The organism is Rhizobium album (assembly GCF_003122325.1).
Taxonomy (GTDB): Bacteria; Pseudomonadota; Alphaproteobacteria; order Rhizobiales; family Rhizobiaceae; genus Metarhizobium; species Metarhizobium album.
On record NZ_QFBC01000002.1, the window covers coordinates 809,962 to 836,257 of the forward strand.

The window sequence follows — 26,296 nt, forward strand, 5'->3', positions numbered from 1 at the left end:
TGGGATCATTGCCTCTAGGGAGCGCCAGACGGAAAACCGAAACCCCAAGGGAAATGTGACAGAGTGATCAGCGACGTGTTTCGAGTGCGATTTTGGGGCGTCAGAGGAAGCATACCGGTGTCGGGTCCGGAGTTTCAGCGTTACGGCGGCAACACGATCTGCGTCGAAATGCAATGCGGTCCCTACAGGCTCCTTTTCGACGCAGGCTCCGGCATCCGCGAAGCGGGAGCTGCGATGCTTGCCGAAGGTGTGACCGACATCGACCTGTTCTTCTCCCACTGCCATTACGACCATATCGTCGGCCTGCCCTATTTCATGCCGCTCTATAACACCACCATGGCGGTGACGATGTGGTCCGGCCATATGGCGGGCAAGATGACCACCGAGGAGATGATCCGCCAGTTCATGCGGCCGCCCTGGTTCCCGGTCGAACCCGATATCTGCTGCGCCCGGCTTTCGGCGCGCGATTTTCGCGCCGGCGACGTGCTGACCCCCCGTCCGGGCATCCGCATCCGGACCAGCAATCTCGTCCACCCCGGCGGCGCCATCGGCTACCGCGTCGAATGGGCCGGCAAGACGGTCTGCGTCGTCACCGACACCGAGCATACGCCCGGCATTCTCGACCCCGCCGTCATCGAGCTGATCCGCGATGCCGATCTTTTCCTCTACGACTGCACCTATGTCGACAGCGAGATGGCGCGGTATCGCGGTTACGGCCATTCGACCTGGCAGCAGGCGATCCGGCTTGCCAGGGCGGCGGACGCCAAGCGCATCGCCTTCATCCATCACTTGCCGGCGCGGACCGACGACGAGCTGGACGCCATCGAGGCTGCAGCCAAACGCGAATTCCCCGAGGCCTTCAACGGTCGCGACCGCCAGGTCATCGACCTATAGGATCAGGGCCGCCGCCGTTCGCCACCGGCATCCGGCATGGTTTTTCGTCAATGCCAACAGCGTTTCGAGAAACAGCCAGGCCTGCTCGTCATGGACGAGGTGATGGGTGAGTAAACCGGTCGCTCCGCCCTGTTCGAACACCAGCTTCAATCTCGCGGCAAGCTCTGTCGCCAGGACGCCATGGTCGCGTCCGCCGCGCGTGCCGTGCCAGTCCATCAGGTCGACATGGGTATTGAGGAGATGCAGCGGTCCGGATTTTTCCGCTCCGAAAACTGACAACGCCTTGAATCCGAGATCCGGCAGGCCGGAGACCACGGCAGCGCCGATGCGGTTCCATGGCGGCACCAGCATCGGAACGAAACGCGGCTTGTGCAGGGCGGCAAGCTTGTCGAAACCGGCGCCGAGTTCGCCGAGCACGATGTCCACCGGCCGATGTGCACCGAGCTCCTGCTTCTTCTCCGTCGCGGGCGCATGGTTGTGATGCGACCAGCCATGGACGGCGACCTCCGCCCAGGGCGCCCGGTCGAGACGCGCCGCCAGCGCCGCGCCGGTATGTTCGGGAATGACCGCAAGTGTCAAAGGCACGTCGTGCTCGCCGGTCAGCGCCAACAACCTGTCGAGGGCCGGTGTCGGCTCGACCGCATCGTCGTCCCGCAGCCAGAGGTCGGCGATCCGTCCCGCCGCCTGCCAGCGGTCGAGTTCGGCCATCAGGGGCGCCCATGCCATCGTGTCGTTCATGCGTTTGCCTGGAGCCTCTTCAGAATATCGTCGAGAATGACCGAAGCCCGCGCCATCGACCGTTCGTCGCGGGCAAAATTGCGGGCAGCGGCGGCCAGGGCCTGCCGCTCCGACTCGTCCAGCAGCAGCCGGGCGATCGCCTCACCATACGCGACCGGATCGTCCGGCGGCGTCAGCAGCCCGGTTGCGCCATGGGAAACCACTTCCGGAACACCCGCGGTCGCCTGGGCGACGACGGGCAGGCTGGCCGCCTGGGCCTCCAGATAGGCCAGCCCGTAGGCTTCGCCACATCCCGGCCAGACGTAAATCGCACTTTGCGACAACAGGCTGGCGATCTCCGCCGGCGCCCTTTCGCCATGGAAAGTCACCCGGCCCGGGGAAAACGGTGAAAACAGCGCCCTCACCTCGTCACGCGCCGGGCCGTCACCGACGACCGACAGGGTCCAGGGCAGATCGACGATCCGCTCCAACGCCGCAGCCAGCAGGCGATAGCTTGCCATCTTGTCGCCCGGCCGCATCATCGCCACCGTGATCAATCGCCCGGGCTCGGGCTTTGGAGGCAACGCCAGGAACGGACCCGGATCGAGAAAGGGCGGCAGCATGACCAGCGAGGCGGACGGCACCGCCTGTTCGAGGCCCTGCCTATCCCGTTGCGTGAAACAGATATTCGCCGCCGCCATCGCCACTGCTTCCGCCAGCTCCGCCTGCGCTTGCGCCCAGACGCCGATATTGCGCCGCCGCGAATAGGAAGCCTCTGCCGTCATATAGGCGATGCCGAAGCGGCGCGCCAGAACAGGCCCGATCAGGTCGGGCGCCTTGTAATAGGTGTGATAGGTGAACCAGACATCGGGTTTAGCCGCCGCCCGCCATTCGCCCGACAGGCGGTCGACTTCAGCTTCGGCGGCGAGGCGAAGGGCCGGCAGGTCGTCACCTTCGGGTGTCGGCGTGAAGCTGCGCAGTTCGGAAGCGACCGTGACCGTGTGCCCGGCCTGTCGCATCGCCGCAATCAACTGCCGTGCCATCAGCCGGTCGCCCGACGGCACCGGATGGTTCGGCGATTTCAGCGGCGAATAAAAAGCGATGTTCATCGGCAATGCCTAGACGCCCGCCGCTCCGGCTGTCAATGGATTGGAAAGTCATCGGCGCAAGCGCTCGGGCCAAGCCCGCCGCGCCTCAATCGGAATGGCGCAGCAACGCATGGATGGCAACCGGATTGGTCACCAGATACCGCATCAACAAGCGTCGCGGTTCGAGCCATGTGCGGTAGGCCCACTCCAGGCCGGCCTTCTGCATCCAGGACGGTGCGCGGCTGTTCTTTCCCGAAAGGAAATCGAAGAGGCCGCCCGCCGTCTTGATCACGCCGATGCCGCGCAGGCGATCGAGGTTGCGGGTGATGAATTTCTGCTCCAGCGGAAAACCCAAGCCGACCCAGAGGATATCCGGAGCGGCCGCGCGGATATCCGCCAGAACCTCCTCTTCCTCGTCAGGCTTGAAAAATCCGTTGCGGCGTCCGGCAAAGACGAGATCCGGATAGGCAAGGCGCATGGCATCGACGGCACGCGCATTGATGCTCTCTTCCCCGCCGAGGAAATAGAAACTGACCCCTACCTCCTGCGCCCGCTCGGCCACGACATGGACCAGATCGGTCGTCGCGACACGCTCGGACAGGGGATGGGAAGAATAGAGGCGCGAGAAATGCACCATCGGCATGCCGTCGGCATGAATCTGGTCGCTTAACAGCATCAGATCCTGCAGGGACCGGTCGCGGGCACACTGCGCGATCACTTGGCCATTGGCCGAAGACGAATAGAATGGCCGTTGCTGCCGGCCCCTCGCCTGCAAAGCCCGCCTGATGAAATCATCAGCCGTCTCGACCATGCCGATACGCGCAATCGATAGCCCGCCCAACAATGTGGTCGTTGCTTTCAATGGCGGCACTTCTGCCGGTATTTTCAAATCGAAACTTGCCAATGAAGACCCTGAATGCAGCAAAATGGGCAGGCTCGGCCCGCGTGTTTATCATTGTGGTTTACGCTAGATATATGCTGATCGTCGGTTTCCACAATTCGAATCGCCGGCAATGGTTAATACACGCGATAATTGTTCTGTCATAACACATAAAGCTAAAAGTGGGAAAATTCAGTCCTGAATTGGGACACAAAGGGTTTCGGCGCGGCACAAGGCGGCAGAAGCATATCCTTCGCAAAAAGCACTCTATCGGGAATGACGACACACCTTGACGCCGCGCCCTGGAAGAACGAGCAATGGCATCCGACACAGGATCCGCCGTGAGGGCGGTGGGTCGGGAGCCGAGATCGTTCAAGGAGTTTTATAAAATGTCGATGCGTGACTTCATGCAGCCGGGACGTTCGGTCGCCGTCGCCGAAAAGGGAATGGCGGCGACCTCCCATCCGGCCTCGACGCTGGCGGCGCTGGATATCTTGCGGCAGGGCGGCAATGCCGTCGATGCCGCCGTGGCGGCCGTTGCCGTGCAATGTGTCGTCGATCCGCATTCGACCGGCATCGGCGGCGACTGCTTTGCGCTGTATGCGCCCGAATCCGGCAAGGTGGTTTCGCTCAACGGCTCCGGCTGGGCGCCGGCCAGGGCCAATCTCGATTTCTACCGCGAGCGCAACATCGAGGCGATCGGCGAGACCTCGGTGCATTCCGTCACCGTGCCCGGCGCCATCGACGCCTGGTGCCGGCTGATCGGCAATTTCGGCAAGCTCGATCTCGCCCAGGTGCTGGCGCCGGCGATCGATGCGGCAGAAAACGGCTACCGCATCACGCCGCGCGTCTATCTCGACTGGCAGCGCTATCGCGACCAGCTCGAAGCCCATCCGGCCGCAACCGAACACTACCTGCCGGGAGGCCGCGTGCCCGCCATCGGCGATCGCATGGCCAATCCCGCCCTCGGCGCCACGCTGCGCGCCGTCGCCAAGCACGGGCCTTCCGCCTTCTACCAGGGCGCCGTGGCCGAAGAGATCGTCGATGTCCTCAAGGCCGTGGGTGGCCTGCACGAACTCGATGACTTCGCCGAATTCTCGACCTTCCTCACCGAGCCAATTTCCGCAGACTATCGCGGCCACACCCTGCTCGAATGCCCGCCGAACGGCCAGGGGCTGGCTGCCCTGATCATCGCCCGCATCCTCGAAGGTTTTGATCTTTCGGATGCCTTGCTCAGCGAAGCCGACCGTGTCCATATCCTGGCCGAGGCATCGAAGGCGGCCTATGCGCAGCGTGATGCCATCGTCGCCGATCCGGCGGCCATGACCACCGACGTCGCCGACGTGCTGACCGACCGGGCCATCGATGCGCTGCGGGCAAAGATCCGCATGGACCGCGCGACGGCCGGCCCGGAATGGGACCTGCCTCTCCACAAGGACACCGTCTACGTCACCGTCGTCGACAAGGACCGCAACGCCATGTCGCTGATCAACTCGGTCTTCTGGGCTTTCGGCAGCGGCATCTACGCCCCGAAATCCGGCGTGCTGCTGCAAAATCGCGGCATGGGTTTCTCGCTGACGCCGGGCCATGCCAACGCCATCGCCCCGCGCAAGCGGCCGTTCCACACCATCATCCCCGCCATGCTGCAGAAGAACGGCAAGGCCGTGATGCCCTTCGGCGTCATGGGCGGCCAGTACCAGTCCGTCGGTCATGCCCAGATCCTCACCGGCATGCTCGACCGCGGCCTCGACCCGCAGCAGGCGAGCGAAGCGCCGCGCAGCTTCGCTTTCGAGGGCACGCTGTCGCTGGAGACGACATATTCGGAAGAGATCAAGGCCGATCTCGAAGGCCGCGGCCATCGGGTCGACTGGGCCGACGAGCCGCTCGGCAGTTGCCAGGCGATCTGGATGGATCACGAGCGCGGCGTGCTGCTCGGCGCCACCGACCACCGCAAGGACGGTGTGGCGCTCGGCTACTGACCGCATCGAACCGCGACCGGCGGCGACGCCTTTGCCGCCGGTGGCATCGCCGGCAAACCACATCGCCTCGCAAACCCTTGAATTGCGGCCGAAATCGTTTGCATCATGGCGCATGCGATGGTTTGCTGGCGGCAACAGGCAAAGACGGGATTTCAGGATTTCATGTTCGATATTTTCTGGCGCGGCGTCGCGATCGGCATCGGCGGCACGGTTTTCATGGATGTATGGGCAATCATTCTTGCCCGGTTTTTCGGACAGAGCCCGCCGAACTGGGCGCCGGTCGGCCGCTGGTTCTGGCATCTCGGCCGCGGCAAGGTTTTTCACGACACCATCGCCAATGCGGAAAGCCATCCGAACGAACTCGCCATCGGCTGGACCAGCCATTATGCCGTCGGCATCCTGTACGGGCTCATTCTCGCCGTTGTCTGGGGGCCGGCCTGGCTGGCCTCGCCAACCTTCCTGCCCGCCTTCATCGTCGGCATCGTCACCGTCGGGGCCGGCTGGTTCCTGCTGCAGCCGGGACTCGGCATCGGCTGGGCGGCGTCGAAGACACCGAACCCCAACAAGGTGCGGGCGCTCAACCTCGTCGCCCACACCGTTTTCGCACTCGGCATGTTTGCGACCGCGCTGGCGACCCGCTGATCGCCGAATAGGCCATCGAACCGCCCATATGTCGCTTTCACTGCGTTACGCCCTCGGCTTCGTAAGAGAGCGTATTTGTTCGCATGGAGCTGCATACCAGTCTGTTTGCGCCGCGATATCAGTGATATGTTCCGGGCGCGGCGCTGGTCGTGCAGCAGGATGAGAATGTCGTAGACAGGCTCTGGTCGCGGCGCGGCAAATTCTAAAATCCGGATTCAATACCAACTGGGGTCGCAATCAATGGCAGAGTTTCCGAACAAGGCGAAAGTGGTCATCGTCGGACTGGGTGGCATCGTCGGTGCCTCGATCGCCCATCACCTGATCGAGCGCGGATGGGACGACATCGTCGGCATCGACAAGTCGGGCATTCCGACCGACATCGGCTCGACCGCCCACGCCTCCGACTTCTGCTACACCACCAGCCACGACTACCTCTCGGTCTGGACGACGCAATATTCCATCGATTTCTACGAGAAGATGGGCCACTACGCCCGCATCGGCGGCCTGGAAGTGGCACGCACCGGCGACGACGCCTGGATGGAAGAAATCAAGCGCAAGCTGTCCTCCGCCAAGGCCTTCGGCACCCGCGCCCACTATGTCGGCCCGGCCGAGATCAAGGAAAAATTCCCGCTGATCGAGGAAGACCAGGTGATGGGCGGCCTGTTCGACCCCGATGCCGGCCTGGTCATCCCCCGCTCGCAGACGGTTGCCGGCAAGCTGGTCGATGCCGCCGAAAAGAGCGGCAAGTTGCAGGCCTTCTCCAATACGCCGGCCCAGTCGCTGATCGTCGAGAACGGCCGCATCAAGGGCGTCGTCACCCATCGTGGCACAATCATGGCCGACTATGTCATCGTCTGTGCCGGCATCTGGGGCCGCCTGATCGCCGAAATGGTTGGCGAAGACCTGCCGGTCATGCCGGTCGACCATCCACTGACCTTCTTCGGCCCGTACAACGAATTCGAAGGGACCGGCAAGGAGATCGGCTTCCCGCTGCTCCGTGACCAGGGCAACTCCGCCTACATGCGCGATACCGGCGATCCGAAGACCACCGAGGGCGGCCAGATCGAGTGGGGGTATTACGAGACCGACAATCCGCGCATGTGTCACCCGCGTGACATTCTCGAGAAGAACGAGGCCCGCCTTTCGCCGTCGCAGCGCGACCTCGACATGGAGCAGATCCTCACGCCGCTGGAACGCGCCATGGAGCTGACGCCGATCCTCGGCGAACTCGGCTACAATGAAAGCCACTCCTTCAACGGCCTCCTCCAGGTGTCCGCCGCTGGCGGCCCGTCCTGCGGCGAAAGCCAGAAGGTGCGCGGCCTGTGGTATTGCGTCGCCATCTGGGTCAAGGACGGTCCCGGTTACGGCAAGCTGATCGCCGACTGGATGACCGACGGCCGCACCGAGATCGACCACAACTCGATCGACTACGCCCGCTTCTACCCGCACCAGCTGACGGAAAAATTCATCGAGGGCCGCTGCTACGAGGCTGCCCAGAAGATCTATTTCCCGGCCGTTCACAGCCGCGAACCCTACGGCACCGGCCGCGATGTCAAGCGCTCGCCCTTCTACGAGCGCGAGAAGGAGCTTGGCGGCTACTTCATGGAACTCGGCGGCTGGGAACGCGCCCACGGCTACGCCGCCAACGAGCACCTGCTCGAAAAATACGGCAACCAGGTCCCGGTGCGTGAAAACGAGTGGGACAACAGGCATTTCTGGCGTGTTTCCAACGCCGAACATCTGGCGATGAGCGAGGATTGCGGCATCGTCAACCTGTCGCATTTCCACATGGTGGATATCGAAGGTCCCGATCACGTCGAGCTGCTGGAATGGCTCTGCGCCGCCAAGATCGGCGGTGACGCCAACATCGGCAAGGGCATCTACACCCACTTCCTCGACGACGAGGGCATGGTGCGCGCCGATTTCACCGTGTTCCGCATGGCCGACCGTTGCCGCCTGGTCAACGGCGCCGATGCCGGCCCGCGCGACTTCCATTACATGAAACGCGTCGCAGAAGATCGCGGCCTCGACGTTACCATTACCGACGTCTCGGAAAAATTCATCACCATCGGCATCTGGGGTCCGAACGCCCGCGAGACGCTGAGACAAGTGGTGGCCGATCCGGCCGGCCTCGACGTCGAAAACTTCGCTTTTGCGGCGATCAAGCAGATCGAAATTGCCGGCAAGCCTGTCACCGCCTTCCGCATCTCCTATGTCGGCGAGCAGGGCTGGGAACTGCACATGAAATACGAGGACGGCCTTGCCGTCTGGGATGCGCTGCGTGCCACCGGCGTCATGGCCTTCGGCGTCGAGACCTATGCCAATTCGCGCCGCATGGAAAAGAGCCTGCGCCTGCAGAACGCCGACCTTCTGACACAGTACAACCTGATCGAGGCCGACCTTGCCCGCCCGAAGGTCAAGGACGCCGATTTTCGCGGCAAGGCCAAACATCTGGAATACAAGGCGCGCGACCACCAGCCGGCGATGCTCTGCACGCTGGTCATGACCGACAATGTCGACGCCAAGGGCGTAAAGCGTTACCCGGTCGGCACGCTGCCGGTCATCGATCCCGAAACGGGCTCGGTGCTGGTCGACGAACTCGGCCGCCGCTCCTACACCACCTCGATCGCCTTCGGCCCGACGATCGGCAAGAATATCGCGCTCGCCTACCTCCCCTGGTCACATTGCCAGGTCGGCCGCAAGCTGAATGTCGAGTATTTTGCCGAGACCTATCCGGTCGAAGTGGTCGGCATCGGCTACAAGCCGCTCTACGACCCCGAGAACCTGAAGCCGCGCACGTAAACGGCGATTGCCCCTCACCCTTTTTCCGAACACGACAGGAAAGTCGCATGTGGAATGAAAGGGTGCCGTCTACCCCTTCTCCCCGCGAGGGAGAAGGGGCCCGGCTGCTTTCTTACGCCCGGTTCTCTCCCATCCGCGCAAACGCGGCCGGATCGGCGGAACGCAGCCGGCTGGCCATCAGGAAACCGACGATGCCGGCAACCGGGATGAGGGCCGGCAGGATGATGCCGAGCGCGCCGCCCTTGGTGCTGGTGAGGTCGCCGAAGTTGATGAAGATGTAGACGAACAGCGCCGCCATGACCAAACCCGAGACGGCCGGCAGGATGAGGGTCGCCAGCGGCGAACCGGGCTTGCCGGACTTGCGGAAGAAGGCGATGACCGACAGCGAGGTGATGGTCATCATGCCGAGCACGCCGAGCGTGCCGACCTGGCTGATCCAGGTGAACATGTGCAGCACCGGATCGAGACCCAGCCCGGCGAAGATCGCCAGCACCACCAGTGCCATGACCGACTGCGTCACCGAACCGACATGCGGGCTCTGATGCGCATCATGCGTACGGCCGAAAGCGGCCGGCAGCAGGCCTTCGCGGCCGGCGACGTAGCAATAGCGGGCGATGTAGTTGTGGAAGGCGCTGAGCGCCGCAAACAGGCTCGACACCAGAAGCAGGCCCGCAATCGCCGGCACCGGCCCGCCGACATATTGTCCGGCGAGGTCGAAGAAGAACGATGTCGGATCGGCAAGCCCGCCCACAGTCGGCATCAGCTGGTCAGCGCCGACGCCGGCGATCATCAGCCAGGTGGTGAAGACGAAGAACACGCCGATCATCAGCACTGAAAGGTAGGTGGCGCGCGGAATGGTCTTTTCGGGATCGCGGGCTTCTTCGGCATAGATGGTCGTCGCCTCGAAACCGATGAACGAACCGAGGCAGAACAGCACCGCCGCCGTCAGCGAACCGGAGAAGAAGGCGCCGCTGTCGAAGAAGTTGAACGACAGGCCGCTCGCCCCGCCCGAGCCGAGAATGGCGAAATCGACGACGAGCACGACGAGATATTCCAGCGCCACCAGCACGATCAGCACTTTCGCCGACAGGTCCACCTGCCGGTAGCCCAGCACCGCCACCAGCAGGATGGCGATCAGGCTCCATCCCCACCACGGCAGGACAAGGCCGAAACCGGCGAAGACGCCGGAAGCGATGCCGCCGAGCAGGCCGATGAGGCCGAACTGCATGGCGTTATAGGCGACCACGGCGATGATCGCCACCGCGCCGGCCATGCGTCCGCCGAGACCGCGGGCGGCGTAGGCGTAAAAGGCGCCGGCATTGTTGACGTAGCGCGACATGGCGACATAACCCACCGAGAAGGCGAGCATAATCAGGGTCATCAAAAGAAACGTCGCGGGCACACCCGTGCCATTGCCGATCAGGAAGGCGATCGGCACGGCGCCGGCGACGCCGGTCAGCGGCGCTGCCGCCGAGATGACCATGAAGGTTACGGCGATGAGGCCGAGGGAATTTTTGCGAAGCCTGTTCGGCCCCGCCTCAGATAGATCCGTCATTATCCTCTCCAGTTCTAGGTTCCCGAATGCCGATCTTGTCGTCGGCCCAGTATTGAAAAGGCGGCGATTGATCGGTCGCCGCCTCCGTCTTCAGATGGTCGAGCCGAGCTGCACGGCACGGCGATAGGCACGTTGGCCATAAAGCAGGGCGGCCGGACTTTCCGACAGCCGCACCGAGGTTACACGGCCGACGATGATGTGATGCGTTTCCCATGGCATGGAGGTCGCCACCTCGCACTCGAAGCTCGCCGTCGCCCCGTCCAGCATCGGCTGGCCTTGCGGACCGTGCGACCAGGCCGCTCGAGCAAAACGCTCCGTGTGATCGGCGACCGCAAGCCGGCCGGCGAAAAGATCGGAGATCTCCCGTTGGTCCTCGTGCAGCAGATTGGCGCAAAAGGTGCCGTTCGTGAGAATGGCCGATGCCGCCGGGCTCAGGTGATGCAGGCAGACGAGCAGCGACGGGGCGTCGCCATCGGCAGAGACGGAGGTGAGCGAACTGACCGTGACGCCGAAACGCCCGGCGTCGCCATCGGTCGTGGCCACGGCGACGAAGGTCGCCGCCCGGCTCATGCCTTCGAGAAATTGCATGCGCAGGTCTGATGTCATCGTGCTACCCCAAATCGAAGAAACGTTGCAGTTCCACGTCAGGCACTTTCTTGCAAAATTCATCGAACTGGCTTTGCCGGCTGGTGGCGATGGCATCGACGAAGCGGCTGCCGAGCCAGTCGCGGGCAAAGGCCGAGCCGCGCAGGCGCTCGATCGCCTCCGGCATCGAGCGGGCGAAATCCGGCCCCTCTCCCGCCCGGGCATACCCGTTTCCGGCGACCTCAGGCTCCGGCTCGATGCCTTCGACGATGCCGGCAACACCGGCCGCGACGGTTGCGGCAACGGTGAGATAAGGATTGGTGTCGGCGCCCGGCAGGCGGTTTTCCACCCTGAGCGAACCGGCGTCATGGCCGACGATGCGGAAGCAGGTGGTGCGGTTCTCATAGCCCCAGGTGAGGCCGGGCGGCGCAAAGGTGCCGGGTGCGAAGCGGCGGTAGGAATTGACGGTCGGCTGGAAGACCAATGTCATGTCGCCGATATAGCGTTGCAGCCCGCCGATAAAATTCCGGAAGAGCGGCGAGACGCTGTTCTTTTCCGACGGGTCGTAGAAGACGGACTTGCCGTCCGTGCCGGTGAGACTGACATGCACGTGGATCGACTGGCTGTCGGCATCCTCGGTCCAGCGCGGCATATAGGTGATGCATTTGCCCTGGCGTAGCGCCAAGGCCCGCAGGAAATTCTTGAGCAGGACCAGTTGGTCGGCCGGCTCCAGCCCGGTGCCGGCAGCGATGCAGGCTTCGAGAAAACCGCCGCCGATCTCCTCATGCATCTTGGCGATGTCGATGCCCAGCGGTTCGCACATCTCCGCCACCGCCTCGTACCACTCGGTCTGCTGCACCTGGTAGAGCACGAGGTCGTGGCTCTTGTGCGGGGTAGCGGTCTTGAGGTTGCGGTAGCCCTTTTCGCGCGCACTTTCCGGCGTTTCATCGAAGAGCGTGTATTCCAGCTCCAGGCCGTAGCGCGGCACGAAGCCGGCGGCATTGGCACGCTCCAGCACCCGGCGCAGGATCGAGCGCGGGCAAAGCTCGGCGGCGGCGCCGGAATAGTTGGACAGCACCAGCAAGTCATGGCCCGGCTTCGACCAGGGAAGGCGGCGGACGGTGGACGGATCGACGGTGAGCGGATCGTCGTGGAAATCCGACGTATCGTCCGAAACGCCGGGAACGTTCAACACCACGTCGGTCGGATCGAGCGCCAGCGTCACCGGCGACATGCCCATGCCGTTTTTGGCGATGCCTGCGAGCGAGCGCGCCGAAACCATCTGGCCGCGCAACAGCCCGTTGGTATCGGTCATGGCGACGGTAGCGAAGCGGCTTGCGGGGTCTGAAAGAAAAGCGTCGAGGGTCATGTGTGCTCCGGTTGCGCTTCGGTCGGCGGCTTGAGGGCTGCAAGGGCGAGAAGATCGTCCGCCGGCCGGGTGGAATAGGCGCGAAGGAAGACGCCGAGGCCGTTGCGGATGTAACGTTCGATGGTGGCGCGGTCGGGCAGTGCATCGGGAATGTGCAGCGCCCTGTTGCGCGGGGCAGACAGGATCAGGCCCCAAAGGTCTTCGGCGGCGAGTTCGGCATCGTCGAAGACGAGCCGGCCTTCCTGCTTCTGCAGGTTCAGGTAGGAGATCATGCCGGCCAGCAGCCGGTCCGGGCCGGATGCCTGGTAGGCGCGGCCGACATCCGGCGCCCGGTGTGCTTCGGAAATGATCAGCCGGGCGAGCGACAGCATGTCCGGCCGGAGCACGGTTTCGGCATAGTGCCAGGAGAAGGCGTAGAGCTCGGCGACCATGCCGGAGGCGGACGGATGCTCGAAATCCGCCAGCATGTGATCGCGCTCCTGCGTCAGCATGGCGGTGAAGAGCTCGTCCTTCGACGGGAAATACTGGTAGAGCGTCGGCTTGGTGAGGCCGGCACCGGCGGCGATATCGTCCATCGAGGCGCCGACATACCCCCTTTCGGAAAAGACCTGCAGGGCGGCGTCGAGGATGCGCCTTTCGCGTTCGATCCGGTTCTGCTGGCGTTTGGGAAGGGCGGTCATATGGGCAACTCCGAAAGAAATTGCGCCAGTATGGCATTGTATCGGTCCGGACGCTCGACATTGCAGACGTGGCCGGCACCGGCAATCGTCTCGAAGCGCACATAGGCATGCGGAGCACTGCCGGCGATGCGGCCGGCCACGCTGCGGATCTCGGCGGGCGGGGCAAGCCGGTCGTGTTCGCCGGTCATCATCAGCACCGGCATGGTGAGCCGCGAAAAATCGAACCGTTCCGGCGGGTGGGTGAAGCAATCAAGCGCATCGCGATAGGTGGCGGCCGGGATCGCCGCCATCGAGGCGCGCAGTTTTTCGCGCAGCTCGTCACTCGCATCCGGGCCGGCAAGCACGTCGACGACGGCGGGTGCGAAATCGGCCGGCGTCTGCCCGACGTCGAGCGGCACCTGGCGCGAACGGCGGAAAGCCTCGCGCTCCTCGGCCGGCGCCTCGGACATGCCGGTGCAGCCGCCGGAAAGCACGAGGCCGGCCAATCGTTGGGGATGGCGCATGGCAAAGGATGTGGCGATCCAGGAACCATAGGACAGGCCGCAGAGGACGAGGCGATCTACCTTCAACGCCTCGGCGACGCGCAGGATGTCGGCGCAATAATCCTCGATCGTGCTTTGGGACGGGCCGAGCGCGCTGTCACCATAACCCCGGAGATCGAGTGCGGCGGCGCGCATGGTGGGTGCGGCAGCCTGCAATTGCGATATCCAGTTCGAACGGCCGCCGCCGATGCCATGCAGGAAAAGAAGAAGCGGCCCCTGCTGCGATGACGTGGCGGTCAATGCAAGACGCGGGCCATCATCGACAAAAACCGTTTCGAGCGGCGCCGATGACGCATGATCGAGAGCGGCCGGTTCTGCGGGGCGTGTCGTATGCACCGTCAGGCCTTCACGTTCGGCCTTTTCCGAAAGCGCCGCCAGCCCGGCCTCGAAAATCATCCTTGTTCCCGCGGCGATGCCTTCGGCCCGGCCGGCGGGCGCTTCGATGTCGGCAGACCATGTGATGACGCTGCCGCCCTCCTCCCGCGCCGAGACGGCCAGCCGGGCGACGTAACGATCGGCACCGGTTATGCCTTCGAGATGGGTATAGGTGAGCGTCCGGTCGCTGTCGGAGCGATAAACGAGCTGTTCGCGGTAGAGCGTCTCTTCACCCTTGACGGTGAAGGCGCGGATGAGGGCACCGCGCGCATCGCGTTCCGCCTGCATCCGGTCGATGGCCGGATGCCACGCGCCGCAGAAATCGCCGGCGATGGCCCAGACGGCAGAAGGGTCCGCCGCCGAATATCCGATGACCTCTACCCGCTGTTCCGTCATGTCTCAGCGTAGCCCCTTGAGCGTGCCCGACGTGCCGCGCCACAGCGAGGAGCGCGCACCGCCTTCGTCGCCCGGCGCCTTGTCGAGCTCATCCATGTCGTAGAGCGTCAGCACCGAGAGATAATCCTCCATGATCTCGGAGGTATAGGGCAGCATCAGCGCGCCGCAGCGGCTGTCGCGGTACATGCGCTCCAGCGGCAGGGATTTCAGCATCGACTGGCCGCCGCAGGTGCGGATGGCGAGAGCGGCGATTTCCTGCACGCCTTCCATGACGTTGAACTGCGCCGCATACATGCGCATCACCTGCGCCTTGGAGGGCATGCCCTGCGCCTCCATGAACACCTGCCACCACAACGCCCGCATCGAGGCGAGTTTTGCGTACATCTTGCCGACGGTGATGCGCTTGGTGCCGAACATGCGCCGATCGGCCGGCGGCTGGCCGGGGACTTCGCCGCGCAGATAGGCGACGGTGAAATCGAAGGCACCCTGGGCGACGCCCATATAGGTCGGCGACAGCGTCGCCATCATATGCGGCCAGTGCGGCAGGGTTTTTATGAAGATGCCGCGCGGCATCATCAGGTCTTCCTCGGTGACAAAGACATCCTTGAGCACCAGGTCGCGGCTGTTGGTGCCGCGCATGCCGAGCGGATCCCAGGAGCCGGTGACGGAAAGCCCCGGCGCATCCTTGTGCACCACGAAGATCATCGTGTCCTCGTGGCGCGGCTCGACGCCGTCGAAATGTTCGGTGCAGACGATCGAATAATAATCGCAGTAACCGGCGAGCGAAGCGAACTTCTTGAAACCGTTGATTTTCCAGCCGCCATCGACCTTGCGGCACCAGGTCTGGGCCGGCTTCGACGTCCAGTTCTGCCCGGCTTCGGAAATCGGCTGCGAATAGATGCCCTGCTCCTTCACCGCCCGGCGGAACTGCCGCTCGCGCAGCGGCGCGAAGGCGGCGCGGTCCTCGTCGGTCAGGTTCGGCAGCTCGTACATGAAGCGCGACCACATCATCGACGAATTGTGCATGTTGAAGGTCAGCGCCGTGGCACCGCAATATTTGCCGATCTCGGCGCCGACCATGGCATATTCGCCGAGGCTGAAACCATGGCCGCCGAATTCCTTCGGCACGGTCAGCGTCAAAAACCCCTCTGCAGCCAGGTCCTTGTAGTTTTCGACCGGAAAGGAGGCCTCGTCATCGATGCCCTTGGCGCGCGGCGCAAAACGCTCACGGCCCAATTCGTTGATGCGCGTCAGCACATCGAGCACCTCGGGCCGGATGCGGGAGAGGTCGTAATAATCTGCGGGTTCGCTCATCAGTCTGTTCCCTTGAAATTCTCGATCGCGCATGACCATCGGCAGGCACCCCGGCGCCTTCGGCCGTCATGCCTCAGAGGACGAGGTCGCCCTGGAGACGGCCTTCCTTCACCACCACGCGGCCATCGAGCGCGATGGTGCATTTGCGCATCGGCAGGTCGAAATGGCCCTCGGTGAAGCGGCCGGCATACTGGTTGGCGCCGGTCGACCAGAGGAAGTTGCCGGCCCAGGCGCGGAATTCGACCGCCTGCATGTCACGCTTGTCGTAGAGCGCGCCGGAGACCCAGCGGGCCGCCGGGTTCATGCCCCATCCGACATGCGAGAAGCCATAGGCAAGCGGATCTTCCCAGGCTTCCATGTAGTCGCGGAACAGCTCGGCATCGAGCCCGTCACCCTTGATGGCGGTGACGAAATCGTTCTCGACGGTGAAATCGATGCGGCTGGTCAGGTAACTCTTGAAGGTCAGGTTCATGTCGCCGACATCCATGACGATGCGGCCATTGACCGTGTTCGGACCGGGAAACGCCAGGCAGAGACCGCCCGGCCAATGCGCCACGGCGCCAGGCGTCGTGCCGAAACCCGGCGTGCCGCCGCAGGGCGCATTTATGAGGTCGATGACCAGATCGGTGCCGGCAGCAGACGTCACCCGCATTTCTTTCGCATCGCGCAGCATCTGGATGCCGAGTGCCACCTTGGGGCCGAGTTCGGCCGTCGGCTCGCAACGTTCGAGGATTTCCGGATGCTCGTTGCAGACGACGAGGATGCGGGCGCCCGCCTCCTCCACCTCAGGCCATTCGGCGGCGTGGATCATGCCCTCGACGGTGCAATCGACGATGATCTCGCATTGTTTCATCGCTTCGATCGCCGCGCGGTTCTTCTGGATGGCGAGCGAGGTGCCGGTCGATTTCACCGGCACGGGTGCCGTCTGCCGCGGCGTCGGCATGGTGATCATGCAATAATCGGCGCCGAGATCGTGGCAGGCGAGATCCGCGAGTTGGACCAGCACAGGACGCGACTGCGTCTCCGAAACGATCGCCACCCGCGTGCCGCGCCCGATCCCATTGAGCGTGAAAACCCGTCGGAAGCAGGCAAGCCACTTCCCTTCAATGCGCTCCTGCAGCATCGAATTCTCCCAGTTTGTGTGAACCGCCCCTCAGCGATTTCTTTACTTATGAGTTAAATTTGTTTGAGGCTTGAAGTTCTGTCAATAGGCAATTTTGCGATTGTCGTTTCGAACGAAAAAAAACGGCAGACGGGCGCTGCAGGATCGAGAACATCGAGACGTGCTCGGATGTCGATGTCGTTGCGTCCCCACAGACCAGTGGCGACAAAGCGATGCCTGGCGCCTTCGGCGATGGCCACTTTGCCAAAATGGCCATCGCAACAGGCGGCCGTGGTGGATTTTGCCATGGTACAGCTTTCGAGCCGGCGGCTGGAAGCCGAGAGACGATGCCATCGTTCTTGGCCACGTATGAGCATCCCTTTTTGTCGACCGGCGGATTCCCTTGCATTGATGTGGGAGAGCGGCCTCGGGATGAAGCGATGCCTGCAGAGAATGTTCTGCAAGCGCCAGAGTTGCCGAGCACATACGAAGGAACCAGTTTCTCCTTACGGGGTTGAATATGCGTCACAACGTGGAGGACATCTCATGCAAGTCGTTGGCAAGCAGGTTCATGACGAGAAAACCGCCGTTACCGTCGAATTCATCGGTAATGGCGGCGATCTGGTTTCGGTGCAGATGAAAAAGTCGCAGGACGGCGGTGTCGATCGTCACAATGCCGTCAACAAAGCCAAGGCTGTCATGATTCAACTGGCATCGTTCGAAGACAGCCAAGACGTTTCGACCGGAACCGCCGATCATGACCCGGACGAATCCCCGGCCGTGGTATCGATGCGGCAGGAGCAGGAAACCCAGGCCTCTGCAAGTCTTGAAGAACAGTTGGACGAAGGCCTCGCCGGCACGTTCCCTGCCAGCGATCCTGTCGCAACCACCGTCAGCACCATTCCTGGCGGACGCACAGACAATCCGGACGCCAAGATTGGGAACTAGTTGCGCAGTGCATGGCAGAGCCGCTGGCATTGGGGTGTGACCGCAACGTGGGAGCCGCTTCGTTACATGCGCGGCCTCTCGAAACGGCATGAAGTTGGCTGCTTTCTTCTGCGGACTTTCCCCTGACTATCAAAGCGAGCAAAGGAGTTTCTGAACAATCCAGGGAACTCCCGCCTATTCAAATAAGTTAATGCAGGCATCTTGCGAGCATTCGCTCGCCTCTTACCGGAGGTCTTCAAAATGGGTCGTGGTATTCTTCTCTGGCTTCTCGGCATCCCGCTGCCGATCGTCATTCTTCTCGTTCTCTTCCTGCGATAGGAGGCGAACATGGCACTCTACAGTTCAGGCGTTTCCGACGTCGGCGTCGAATCCAGCGTGCCGGCGCTGGCCTGGGGTCCCGTCATCGGCGGGTCGGTTGCGGCGGCGGCCACAACGATCATTCTTTTGCTGCTTGGTTCAGGCGTCGGCCTTACCATGGTTTCACCATGGGCAGGAGAAAGTGCTTCTTTCACCACTGTCAGCGTCACTGCGGCAATCTGGTTCGTCGTGGTGCAGTGGCTGTCTTCCGCGTTCGGCGGTTACCTGACCGGTCGTCTGCGGACCAAATGGGCAGGTGTCCATACCGACGAAGTGTTCTTTCGCGATACGGCTCACGGATTCCTGAGCTGGGCACTGGCGACGGTGGTCGTCATGGGACTGGCAGGCTCGGCATTCACGTCCCTCGCCGGAGCGGGAGCGCAGGCGGTATCCACGGCCGCCACGACGGCGGTAACGGCGGGTTCCGCTGCCGCGGCGAATACCTCTGCATCGGATGCTGCAACCGGATACTTTACGGATCTCCTGCTGCGTCCGCAGGATGTATCGGCAAGGGCACAGGGAGATGATGCATCGGCAGCGGCCGAGGTTTCCCGGATCCTTGTGCAGGGAGCAGTCGCCAATGGCCTGCCGGAAACTGACAAGGCCTATCTATCCACGATTGTCGCATCGCGAACGGGGCTTTCGCCGGAAGAAGCAAGGACTCGGGTCGAGCAGGTGCTGCAGCAGATCGAGGATGCGAAGAATGCTGCATTGAAGGCTGCCGATGACGCGCGCAAATCTGCTGCCACGACGGCGATGCTCGGGGCTCTTTCCCTGCTGATCGGCGCCTTCATCGCTTCGGCATCGGCTGCTTTCGGCGGGAGGCAACGGGATGACGAAGAAGCTGCAGTGATCGTCCAACGCTAAAAGTCCTCTCGATTGGGATGCCGTCCGTCCGGACGGCATCTCAGCCCGCCTTCGGGCGGCATGTCTGTTTCCGGGCTTGCTTTGCCCTTCAAAATCATTCGATCCAGGAGTCCATCATGGCCAAGAAAACCACCGGCAGGACGCCGCGCGCAAAAACCGACACGGCTACGATCCATGACGTCCAACTGCAAAGAGGCACGGGCGGCGAACTTCACCAGATAGCCGAAGACGACATGCCTCTGCTGACGACAGCCCAGGGCGGCCCGGTTGCAGACGACCAGAATTCGCTTCGGGTCGGCCCGCGCGGCCCTCTCGTCGTCGACGATTTTCATTTCCGGGAAAAGATATTCCACTTCGACCACGAGCGCATCCCCGAGAGGGTGGTGCATGCACGCGGTTATGGGGCGCATGGCTTCTTCGAGACTTACGATTCCCTCGCTGCTTACACGAAAGCGGATCTCTTCCAGCGGTCCGGTGAGCGCACGCCCGTCTTCGTTCGCTTCTCGACGGTTGCCGGCAACAAGGGATCGGCCGACCTTGCCCGCGACGTCCGTGGTTTTGCGGTCAAGTTTTACACAAAGGAAGGCAACTGGGACCTCGTCGGCAACAATATTCCGGTGTTCTTCATCCAGGATGCCATCAAGTTCCCGGACCTGATCCACGCGGCCAAGCAGGAGCCGGATCGGGCCTTTCCACAGGCGCAGACAGCGCACGACAATTTTTGGGACTTCATCAGCCTGACACCGGAAAGCATGCACATGGTCATGTGGATCATGTCTGACCGCGCCATTCCCCGTTCGCTCCGTTTCATGGAAGGGTTCGGCGTTCACACCTTCCGCTTCGTCAACGCCAAGGACGAATCGACTTTTGTCAAATTCCACTGGAAACCCAAGCTCGGCCTGCAATCCGTCGCGTGGAACGAGGCGGTCAAGATCAACGGCGCCGATCCCGACTTCCATCGCCGCGATCTCTGGCAATCGATCCAGTCCGGCAATTATCCGGAATGGGAACTGCAGGTGCAACTGTTCGATCAGGACTTTGCCGATAGTTTCGATTTCGACGTGCTCGACCCGACCAAGATCATCCCGGAAGAAATGCTGCCGCCGCAGCCGATCGGCCGGCTGGTGCTCGATCGCATGCCGGACAATTTTTTCGCCGAGACCGAACAGGTTGCGTTCATGACGCAGAACGTGCCCCCCGGCATAGATTTCAGCAACGACCCGCTGCTGCAGGGTCGAAACTTTTCCTACCTGGATACGCAATTGAAGCGCCTGGGCGGACCGAACTTCACGCATCTGCCGATCAATGCGCCGAAGTGTCCCTTCGCCCATTTCCAGCAGGATGGGCACATGGCAATGCGCAACCCGGTCGGCCGCGTGAACTACCAGCCGAATTCGTTTGGCGAAGGACCACGGGAATCGCCAACGCGCGGTTTTCGGCATTTCCCCGCAGAGGAACAGGGTGCCAAGGCGCGGCTGCGCCCGGAAAGCTTTGCCGACCACTACAGCCAGGCCCGGCAATTCTATGTCAGCCAAACCCCCCCGGAACAGCGTCATATGGCTGCGGCGCTGACCTTCGAACTGAGCAAGGTCGAGACACCCGCGATCCGCGAACGCATGGTCTCTCATCTCCTCAATATCGACGAGACACTTGCGGCGACCGTTGCCCAGAAACTCGGTTTTCAATCCATGCCGAAGCCGGCGGATGCTGCCGTGCCGACCCGTCAGGACCTGGAACCGTCGCCGGCGCTCAGCATCGTCGAACGCGGGCCTCGGCGGTTCGAGGGGCGCAAGCTCGGCATCCTGATCACTGACGGCGTCGATGCCAAGCTGTTGAAGGGCCTCACGGCGGCGGTCTCCAAGGAAAAGGCCGTCTGCGAATTGATCGCCCCCAAGGTCGGCGGCGTCACGGCATCGGACGGCAAATGGATCAACGCCAATCACATGATTGACGGCGGTCCTTCCGTGCTCTTCGACGCCATCGTGGTCCTGACCTCCGCCGACGCGATCGAAGATCTGGTGAAGGAGGCGACGGCCCGCGACTTCGTCGCCGATGCGTTCCAGCACTGCAAGTTCATCGGCTACGATCCATCGGCAATGCCGTTGCTGGAGAAGGCCGGGATCGCCTATGCCCTGGATGAAGGCGTAATTGTCCTTCCAGGAGAGGCCGGGCTGTCCAGTTTCGTCTCTGAACTCGGTAAACTGCGCGTGTGGGGCCGGGAACCGTCGGTCAAGCTTGGCAAGGCGTCACCCCCGGTCAAGTGATGTTTGCCTGGGCGCGGCGCCTCAGCCGCGCCCAGGCAAAATTGATCGAAGAAAGCAGGAGGCGGAGAACACCGGCTATCAGGCCGACTTTCGCGATTTCAGTTCTTTGGAGACGGAGCGCTTCAATGCCTCCATGATGTCCACGACGTTGCTGCCCTTGCCTCCGCCATGCGGCCGCGAAGGCTTTTTCGACGATTTGAGAGCCCGTTTCTTTTTGGCAATCAGCTTGAGAAGGCTTTCCTGGATCGGATCGGACACCATGTCGGCGGACCAGCGCCGCGTCCGCTTCTCGATCAATCTTTCGATTTCGGTCCTTGCATCGGCATCCGGCGTTTCATCTATGTCCTTGAAGTAATCCTTTTCGGGTCGAACCTCGTCGCCAAAACGCAATGTCCAGACCACGATGCCCTTGCCGCGGGGCTCCAGGACGACGGCCCGTTCGCGCCGCCCCAGGACGACACGCGAAATGCCGAGTACATTTTCCGCCTTCATTGCGTCGCGAATGACCGCAAAGGCCTCGTCACCGATCTTGTCGTTGGGGGTCAGGTAAAACGGCGTTTCGAGATAGATCCACTCGATGCTTTCGCGCGATACGAATTTTTCGATATCGATGGTGCGGACCGTCTCGAGTTCGACCGATTCCAGATCCTTGTCGGTCAGAATGACATAGTCGTCCTCGGCGCGTTCATACCCTTTTGCCTCGTCGTTTTCTTTCACCGGCTTTCCGGTCACGGAGTCCACATAGCGTGAAACGACCCTGTTGCCGGTTTGCTTGTTGAGCGTGTGAAAACGGACCTTTTCCGCTTCCGATGTCGCCGACGTCATGGCGACCGGGCAGGTAACCAGAGAAAGCTTCAGGTATCCGCTCCAATAGGGACGACGAGACGCCATCACCACTCTCCTCAACTTGACTTCTTGCGGGTCGATTTTGCGCGTTGCCCGGAAGCATCGGATGATGCCGGTCGTTTGCGCGTTTTCGAATTGGTGTTCGCCGCCTTCGGTTTTCCGCTCCCGCTTCGCAGGCCGGCGCTCTCCTGCAGGGCCTGCAGCAGATCGCCGGGCTTGGAGACCTTCACGGGCTTCGGCCGGGGAAGAGTTCGGCCTTCCGCCTTCGCCTTGATAAGTGTGGCGAGGGCGTTTTCATAGCGGTCGTCGAATTGGGCGGGATCGAACGTTCCCCTTTTTGTGGAAATGATGTGTTTGGCCAGATCGAGCATTTCATCGTCGATCTTGATCTTCGGCACCCCATCGAAAGCCTCTTCCGAGGGGAGGACTTCGTAATCGAAATTGAGCGTGGTCGCGATCAGGCCGCGGCCGTGTGCCCTGATCAGGACGGTGCGCATGCGGCGAAACAGCACCGTCCGGGCGATGGCCGTGGCATTGCATTTGTCGAACGCTTCACGCAACGCGGCGAACGTAGGTTCAGACGTTTCATCCGTCGGCACGAGATAATAAGGCTTGTCGAAGTAGATATCGTCCACGTCTGTGCAAGGAATGAACGCCTCCAATTCAAGCAGCTTGTCGGAATCGGGAATGACAGCGGTGACTTCATCCGGATCGATCATGATGTGGTCGCCATTGTCCAGTTCGAAGCCTTTCACCTGATCGGCGCGTTCTACCGTTTCTTCGGTTTCGCTATCGACGAATTCCCTTTTCAGGCGGTTACGGGTCTTCTTGCTGATCAGATGGAAGCTGATACGCTCCGCCGCGGAGGCAGCCGTGTAGAGCCCGACGCCGCAACTGATGTCGCCCAATTTGATGTGCCCTTTCCATTGGGCGCGGTGCGCGGACATGGCGTGCTCCTGGCAGATGCGTCGAGGGGTGTCCGCGGACAACACATTGTCCTCGAAAAAGTTCCGGCAGAGAGCAGGGATGGCGCAGGGAACTTCTGCGAAGCGGCCGAATTCTAGGAGGTGAACGAGATCGAGGCCGACCATGACCGACACCCTCACACGCTACCGCGCCAAGCGAGACTTCGAGAAGACGAAAGAGCCGAGCGGCGGGGCGTCCGTGGCGCGATCGAATCGTCTGCGATTCGTCGTGCAGAAGCACGATGCGACACGTCTTCATTATGATCTGCGGCTCGAATTCGACGGTGTCTTCAAGTCCTGGGCCGTGACGCGGGGGCCGTCGCTCGATCCGCAGGACAAGCGGCTTGCGGTCGAGGTCGAGGATCATCCGCTTGATTATGGCGATTTCGAAGGCACCATTCCGAAAGGCCAGTATGGCGGCGGCACCGTCATGCTCTGGGACCGTGGCTATTGGGAGCCGGAAGGTGAAGAAAGCCCGGAACGGGCCTTTGCAAAGGGGGAAATCAAGTTCACCCTGGACGGCAAGCGGCTGCATGGCAGCTTCGTGCTGGTCCGTATGCGCAAGGACCGCGATGGCGGTAAACGGACCAACTGGCTGCTGATCAAACATCAGGACGATCATTCCGTCGAGGAAGACGGTGCCGGCATCCTGGAAAACAACACGGTTTCGGTGGCGTCCGGCCGCACCATGGAGCAGATCTCCGCCGGAAAAGGTCGCAAGCCCCGGCCGTTCATGCTGCAGAACGCCGATATCGAGGCCGATGCCACCTGGGACAGCCGGCAGGGCCTTGCCGCCGACCGGCGCCGGAAAACGAAGGGAGCGGGCAAGTCTGTCGCGGCATCCGCCACGGTCGATCTTCCGGACTTTATTGCACCGCAACTCTGCCGGACACTGGACAGGCCGCCAGCGGGTGGGAACTGGCTGCATGAAATCAAATTCGATGGCTACCGCGTTCAACTGCGCGTCGCAGACGGGCATGTGACGCTCAGGACCCGCAAGGGTCTGGACTGGACCTCCAGATTTGCCGAAATCGCCAAAGCCGCATCAGAACTTCCCGATTGCATAATCGATGGGGAAATCTGCGCCCTCGATGCCGATGGCACACCGGATTTTGCCGCACTACAGGCTGCCTTGTCCGAGGGCAAGACCGGTAATCTTGTCTACTTCGCCTTCGATCTGCTGTTCGACGGTGATGAGGATATCCGCCCGGTCCCGCTGCTCACGCGCAAGCAGACGCTGCAAGGCTTGCTGAGCGGCAATGACGGCAATTCCCGTCTGCGTTTCGTCGAGCATTTCGAAAGCGGTGGCGATGCGGTGCTTCGTTCCGCCTGCAAATTGTCGCTGGAAGGCATCGTCTCAAAACGGGCTGACGCGCCTTATCAGTCCGGCCGAACGGACAGTTGGGCGAAATCCAAATGCCGCGCCGGGCATGAGGTAGTGATCGGCGGTTACGCAAAGACCAACGGCACGTTCCGATCCCTCCTGGTCGGAGTCTACCGCGGCGACCACTTTGTCTATGTCGGCCGGGTGGGGACGGGATATGGGGCCAGCAAGCTGGCAAGCCTGCTGCCGAAGCTGCAGGCAACAGAGACGTCCAGATCCCCCTTCACCGGGATCGGCGCCCCGAAGAAGGAAAAAGAAATTGCCTGGATCCAGCCGACGCTGGTCGCGGAAATAGAGTTTGCCGGCTGGACCGCCGATGGCCTCGTCCGTCAGGCTGTCTTCAAGGGGCTGCGTGAAGACAAGCCGGCGAGGGAGGTCGAAGCGGAAAAACCGGCGCCGCTCGCCGGCGCGGAGACACCCGATCCCGCCGCGGCAAGCAAGCCAATTCGTCGCAGCGGATCGAAAGCAGAAGTCATGGGTCTTTTCATTTCCAATCCCGACAAGCCGCTGTGGCCGGACGCAGGCGACGATGAGCCGGTCACAAAGGAAGAACTGGCGCGCTACTACGAAGCGGTTGGCCCCTGGATGATCGACCATATCAAAGGCAGGCCATGCTCGATCCTTCGTGCGCCTGACGGCATTGGCGGCGAGACGTTCTTCCAGCGCCATGCCATGCCTGGCACGTCGAACCTCATCCAACTGGTGAAGGTTTCAGGCGACAGGAAACCCTACCTGCAAGTGGACAGGGTCGAAGGGCTTGCGGCAATCGCCCAGATCGGCGGTGTCGAGCTTCATCCCTGGAATTGCGAACCAGGCCAACCTGAAGTGCCCGGCAGGCTGGTGTTCGATCTTGATCCAGGGCCGGATGTAGCATTCTCCACCGTGGTGCAAGCCGCCCGCGACATGCGCGACCGCCTGGAAGAGCTTGGCCTTGTCAGTTTTTGCAAGACGACCGGCGGCAAGGGATTGCATGTCGTTGCCCCGCTTGCTGTCGGCAAGGGCAGGAAGGCCGGCTGGCCGGAAGCCAAGGGTTTCGCGCATGACGTCTGCCAGCGAATGGCGCGCGACAATCCCGATCTCTACCTCATCAAGATGGCGAAGAACCAGCGGAGAGGCCGCATCTTCCTCGACTATCTGCGCAACGACCGCATGGCAACGGCTGTTGCCCCGCTATCGCCGCGGGCGAGACCCGGTGCGACCGTGTCGATGCCGCTGACATGGGCGCAGGTAAAGTCGGATCTCGACCCGAAACGCTTCACGATCCGCTCCGTGCCGAACCTGCTCGCCAGAAGCACGGCCTGGAGCGATTATTGCAGCGGCGAAAGATCGCTGGAAGAAGCGATTAGCCGTTTTGGGAAATAGAAACGCCGGGCGAGATGCGGCTACGGAGATGCCTGAAGGCAGTCCGGTCACCGGACGGTGCCACGCTTGCAATCGTGCTGCTCGGCGATCCTGACTTTTGCCAGCAGCAAGAGGAAGCCAGATTTTTTGAAGGGAGACGGCGGCGCTGGACGCTCTTCTAACGGGAAACCATTGTAGTTTGGCGCGAAAAACGCAAAAACCTGCACATGGGTGCAGAGGTTATGCAATGTGGGGCTCTTTGGTATCGCAATTATCATTGGTTGCGGGGGCAGGATTTGAACCTGCGGCCTTCAGGTTATGAGCCTGACGAGCTACCGGGCTGCTCCACCCCGCGTCCTCTGGGTAAACTGCAGCGCAGTTTATCCGGCTTTAGCGTAAATCCC

At 62.2% G+C, this 26,296-nt stretch carries 21 protein-coding genes and 1 tRNA gene; 8 read left to right on the forward strand and 14 right to left on the reverse strand.

All coding sequences use genetic code 11. The features are described 5' to 3' along the window. Positions 1-63: 63 nt before the first annotated feature. Positions 64-894, forward strand: a complete 831-nt coding sequence (locus tag DEM27_RS08050) for an MBL fold metallo-hydrolase (RefSeq protein ID WP_109457657.1) — start codon at positions 64-66, stop codon at positions 892-894. Here DEM27_RS08050 and DEM27_RS08055 read toward each other — a convergent pair. The 3 genes from DEM27_RS08055 to DEM27_RS08065 all read right to left on the reverse strand — a co-directional run bounded on the left by DEM27_RS08055 (position 889) and on the right by DEM27_RS08065 (position 3,510). Then, the gene (locus DEM27_RS08055) at positions 889-1,632 is read right to left on the reverse strand and encodes a polysaccharide deacetylase family protein (RefSeq protein WP_109457658.1); all 744 of its coding nucleotides are present in this window, start codon (positions 1,630-1,632) and stop codon (positions 889-891) included. The genes DEM27_RS08050 and DEM27_RS08055 overlap by 6 nt on opposite strands. Next, positions 1,629-2,720, reverse strand: coding sequence for a glycosyltransferase family 4 protein (locus DEM27_RS08060; protein WP_109457659.1), 1,092 nt, complete (start codon positions 2,718-2,720; stop codon positions 1,629-1,631). The genes DEM27_RS08055 and DEM27_RS08060 overlap by 4 nt, the downstream gene beginning before the upstream one ends. An 85-nt stretch (positions 2,721-2,805) precedes the next feature. Beyond that, positions 2,806-3,510 carry a WecB/TagA/CpsF family glycosyltransferase gene (locus DEM27_RS08065; protein WP_109457735.1) on the reverse strand — a complete coding sequence of 235 codons (705 nt, stop codon included), beginning with the start codon at positions 3,508-3,510 and terminating at the stop codon, positions 2,806-2,808. A 464-nt stretch (positions 3,511-3,974) separates the two neighbouring features. Here DEM27_RS08065 and ggt point away from each other — a divergent pair, with 464 nt between their 5' ends. The 3 genes from ggt (at position 3,975) to DEM27_RS08080 (ending at position 9,002) form a co-directional block, all read left to right on the forward strand. Beyond that, positions 3,975-5,558 (forward strand): gamma-glutamyltransferase, encoded by a 1,584-nt coding sequence (gene ggt / locus DEM27_RS08070; RefSeq protein WP_109457736.1) that lies wholly within the window; start codon positions 3,975-3,977, stop codon positions 5,556-5,558. Positions 5,559-5,720: 162 nt separating this feature from the next. Further along, positions 5,721-6,200 carry a DUF2938 domain-containing protein gene (locus DEM27_RS08075; RefSeq protein WP_109457737.1) on the forward strand — a complete coding sequence of 160 codons (480 nt, stop codon included), beginning with the start codon at positions 5,721-5,723 and terminating at the stop codon, positions 6,198-6,200. A gap of 240 nt (positions 6,201-6,440) precedes the next feature. Further along, positions 6,441-9,002 (forward strand): GcvT family protein, encoded by a 2,562-nt coding sequence (locus DEM27_RS08080; RefSeq protein ID WP_109457660.1) that lies wholly within the window; start codon positions 6,441-6,443, stop codon positions 9,000-9,002. A 112-nt stretch (positions 9,003-9,114) separates the two neighbouring features. Here the strand turns inward: DEM27_RS08080 and DEM27_RS08085 are convergent, their stop codons facing one another. From DEM27_RS08085 to DEM27_RS33520, 8 genes are all read right to left on the reverse strand, one after another. After that, positions 9,115-10,557, reverse strand: a complete 1,443-nt coding sequence (locus DEM27_RS08085) for an APC family permease (protein WP_109457661.1) — start codon at positions 10,555-10,557, stop codon at positions 9,115-9,117. Between the two features lie 90 nt (positions 10,558-10,647). Beyond that, on the reverse strand, positions 10,648-11,163 hold the full coding sequence (locus DEM27_RS08090; protein WP_165823363.1) for a flavin reductase family protein: 516 nt from the start codon (positions 11,161-11,163) through the stop codon (positions 10,648-10,650). Between the two features lie 4 nt (positions 11,164-11,167). Continuing rightward, positions 11,168-12,511, reverse strand: coding sequence for a glutamine synthetase family protein (locus DEM27_RS08095; protein WP_109457663.1), 1,344 nt, complete (start codon positions 12,509-12,511; stop codon positions 11,168-11,170). Then, a complete protein-coding gene (locus tag DEM27_RS08100; RefSeq protein ID WP_109457664.1) occupies positions 12,508-13,191 on the reverse strand; it encodes a TetR/AcrR family transcriptional regulator in 684 nt (227 codons plus the stop codon). Before DEM27_RS08100 ends, DEM27_RS08095 begins: the two co-directional genes overlap by 4 nt. Then, positions 13,188-14,504 carry an alpha/beta fold hydrolase gene (locus tag DEM27_RS08105; RefSeq protein ID WP_109457665.1) on the reverse strand — a complete coding sequence of 439 codons (1,317 nt, stop codon included), beginning with the start codon at positions 14,502-14,504 and terminating at the stop codon, positions 13,188-13,190. Before DEM27_RS08105 ends, DEM27_RS08100 begins: the two co-directional genes overlap by 4 nt. Before the next feature lie 3 nt (positions 14,505-14,507). Then, on the reverse strand, positions 14,508-15,818 hold the full coding sequence (locus DEM27_RS08110) for an acyl-CoA dehydrogenase family protein (protein WP_109457666.1): 1,311 nt from the start codon (positions 15,816-15,818) through the stop codon (positions 14,508-14,510). 73 nt (positions 15,819-15,891) lie between these two features. Beyond that, positions 15,892-16,941 (reverse strand): 2,5-dihydroxypyridine 5,6-dioxygenase NicX family protein, encoded by a 1,050-nt coding sequence (locus DEM27_RS08115; protein ID WP_109457667.1) that lies wholly within the window; start codon positions 16,939-16,941, stop codon positions 15,892-15,894. A gap of 53 nt (positions 16,942-16,994) precedes the next feature. Continuing rightward, positions 16,995-17,228 (reverse strand): hypothetical protein, encoded by a 234-nt coding sequence (locus DEM27_RS33520; protein WP_128755461.1) that lies wholly within the window; start codon positions 17,226-17,228, stop codon positions 16,995-16,997. Positions 17,229-17,466: 238 nt separating this feature from the next. Here DEM27_RS33520 and DEM27_RS08120 point away from each other — a divergent pair, with 238 nt between their 5' ends. The 3 genes from DEM27_RS08120 (at position 17,467) to katE (ending at position 21,356) form a co-directional block, all read left to right on the forward strand. Beyond that, positions 17,467-17,868 (forward strand): hypothetical protein, encoded by a 402-nt coding sequence (locus DEM27_RS08120; protein WP_109457668.1) that lies wholly within the window; start codon positions 17,467-17,469, stop codon positions 17,866-17,868. A 327-nt stretch (positions 17,869-18,195) separates the two neighbouring features. Next, a complete protein-coding gene (locus DEM27_RS08125) occupies positions 18,196-19,092 on the forward strand; it encodes a hypothetical protein (protein WP_109457669.1) in 897 nt (298 codons plus the stop codon). Positions 19,093-19,208: 116 nt separating this feature from the next. Then, positions 19,209-21,356 (forward strand): catalase, encoded by a 2,148-nt coding sequence (gene katE / locus DEM27_RS08130; protein ID WP_109457670.1) that lies wholly within the window; start codon positions 19,209-19,211, stop codon positions 21,354-21,356. 78 nt (positions 21,357-21,434) lie between these two features. Here katE and ku (DEM27_RS08135) read toward each other — a convergent pair whose 3' ends face one another. Beyond that, positions 21,435-22,247 carry a non-homologous end joining protein Ku gene (gene ku / locus DEM27_RS08135; RefSeq protein WP_109457671.1) on the reverse strand — a complete coding sequence of 271 codons (813 nt, stop codon included), beginning with the start codon at positions 22,245-22,247 and terminating at the stop codon, positions 21,435-21,437. A gap of 11 nt (positions 22,248-22,258) precedes the next feature. Then, positions 22,259-23,149 carry a non-homologous end joining protein Ku gene (ku, locus tag DEM27_RS08140; RefSeq protein WP_109457738.1) on the reverse strand — a complete coding sequence of 297 codons (891 nt, stop codon included), beginning with the start codon at positions 23,147-23,149 and terminating at the stop codon, positions 22,259-22,261. Positions 23,150-23,291: 142 nt separating this feature from the next. Between ku (DEM27_RS08140) and ligD the strand changes: the two genes are divergently transcribed. Then, positions 23,292-25,913 (forward strand): DNA ligase D, encoded by a 2,622-nt coding sequence (ligD, locus tag DEM27_RS08145; RefSeq protein WP_109457672.1) that lies wholly within the window; start codon positions 23,292-23,294, stop codon positions 25,911-25,913. A 257-nt stretch (positions 25,914-26,170) separates the two neighbouring features. On the opposite strand, the gene DEM27_RS08150 is transcribed toward ligD, so the two are convergent. Further along, a tRNA-Met gene (locus DEM27_RS08150) sits at positions 26,171-26,247 on the reverse strand. Positions 26,248-26,296 lie beyond the last annotated feature (49 nt).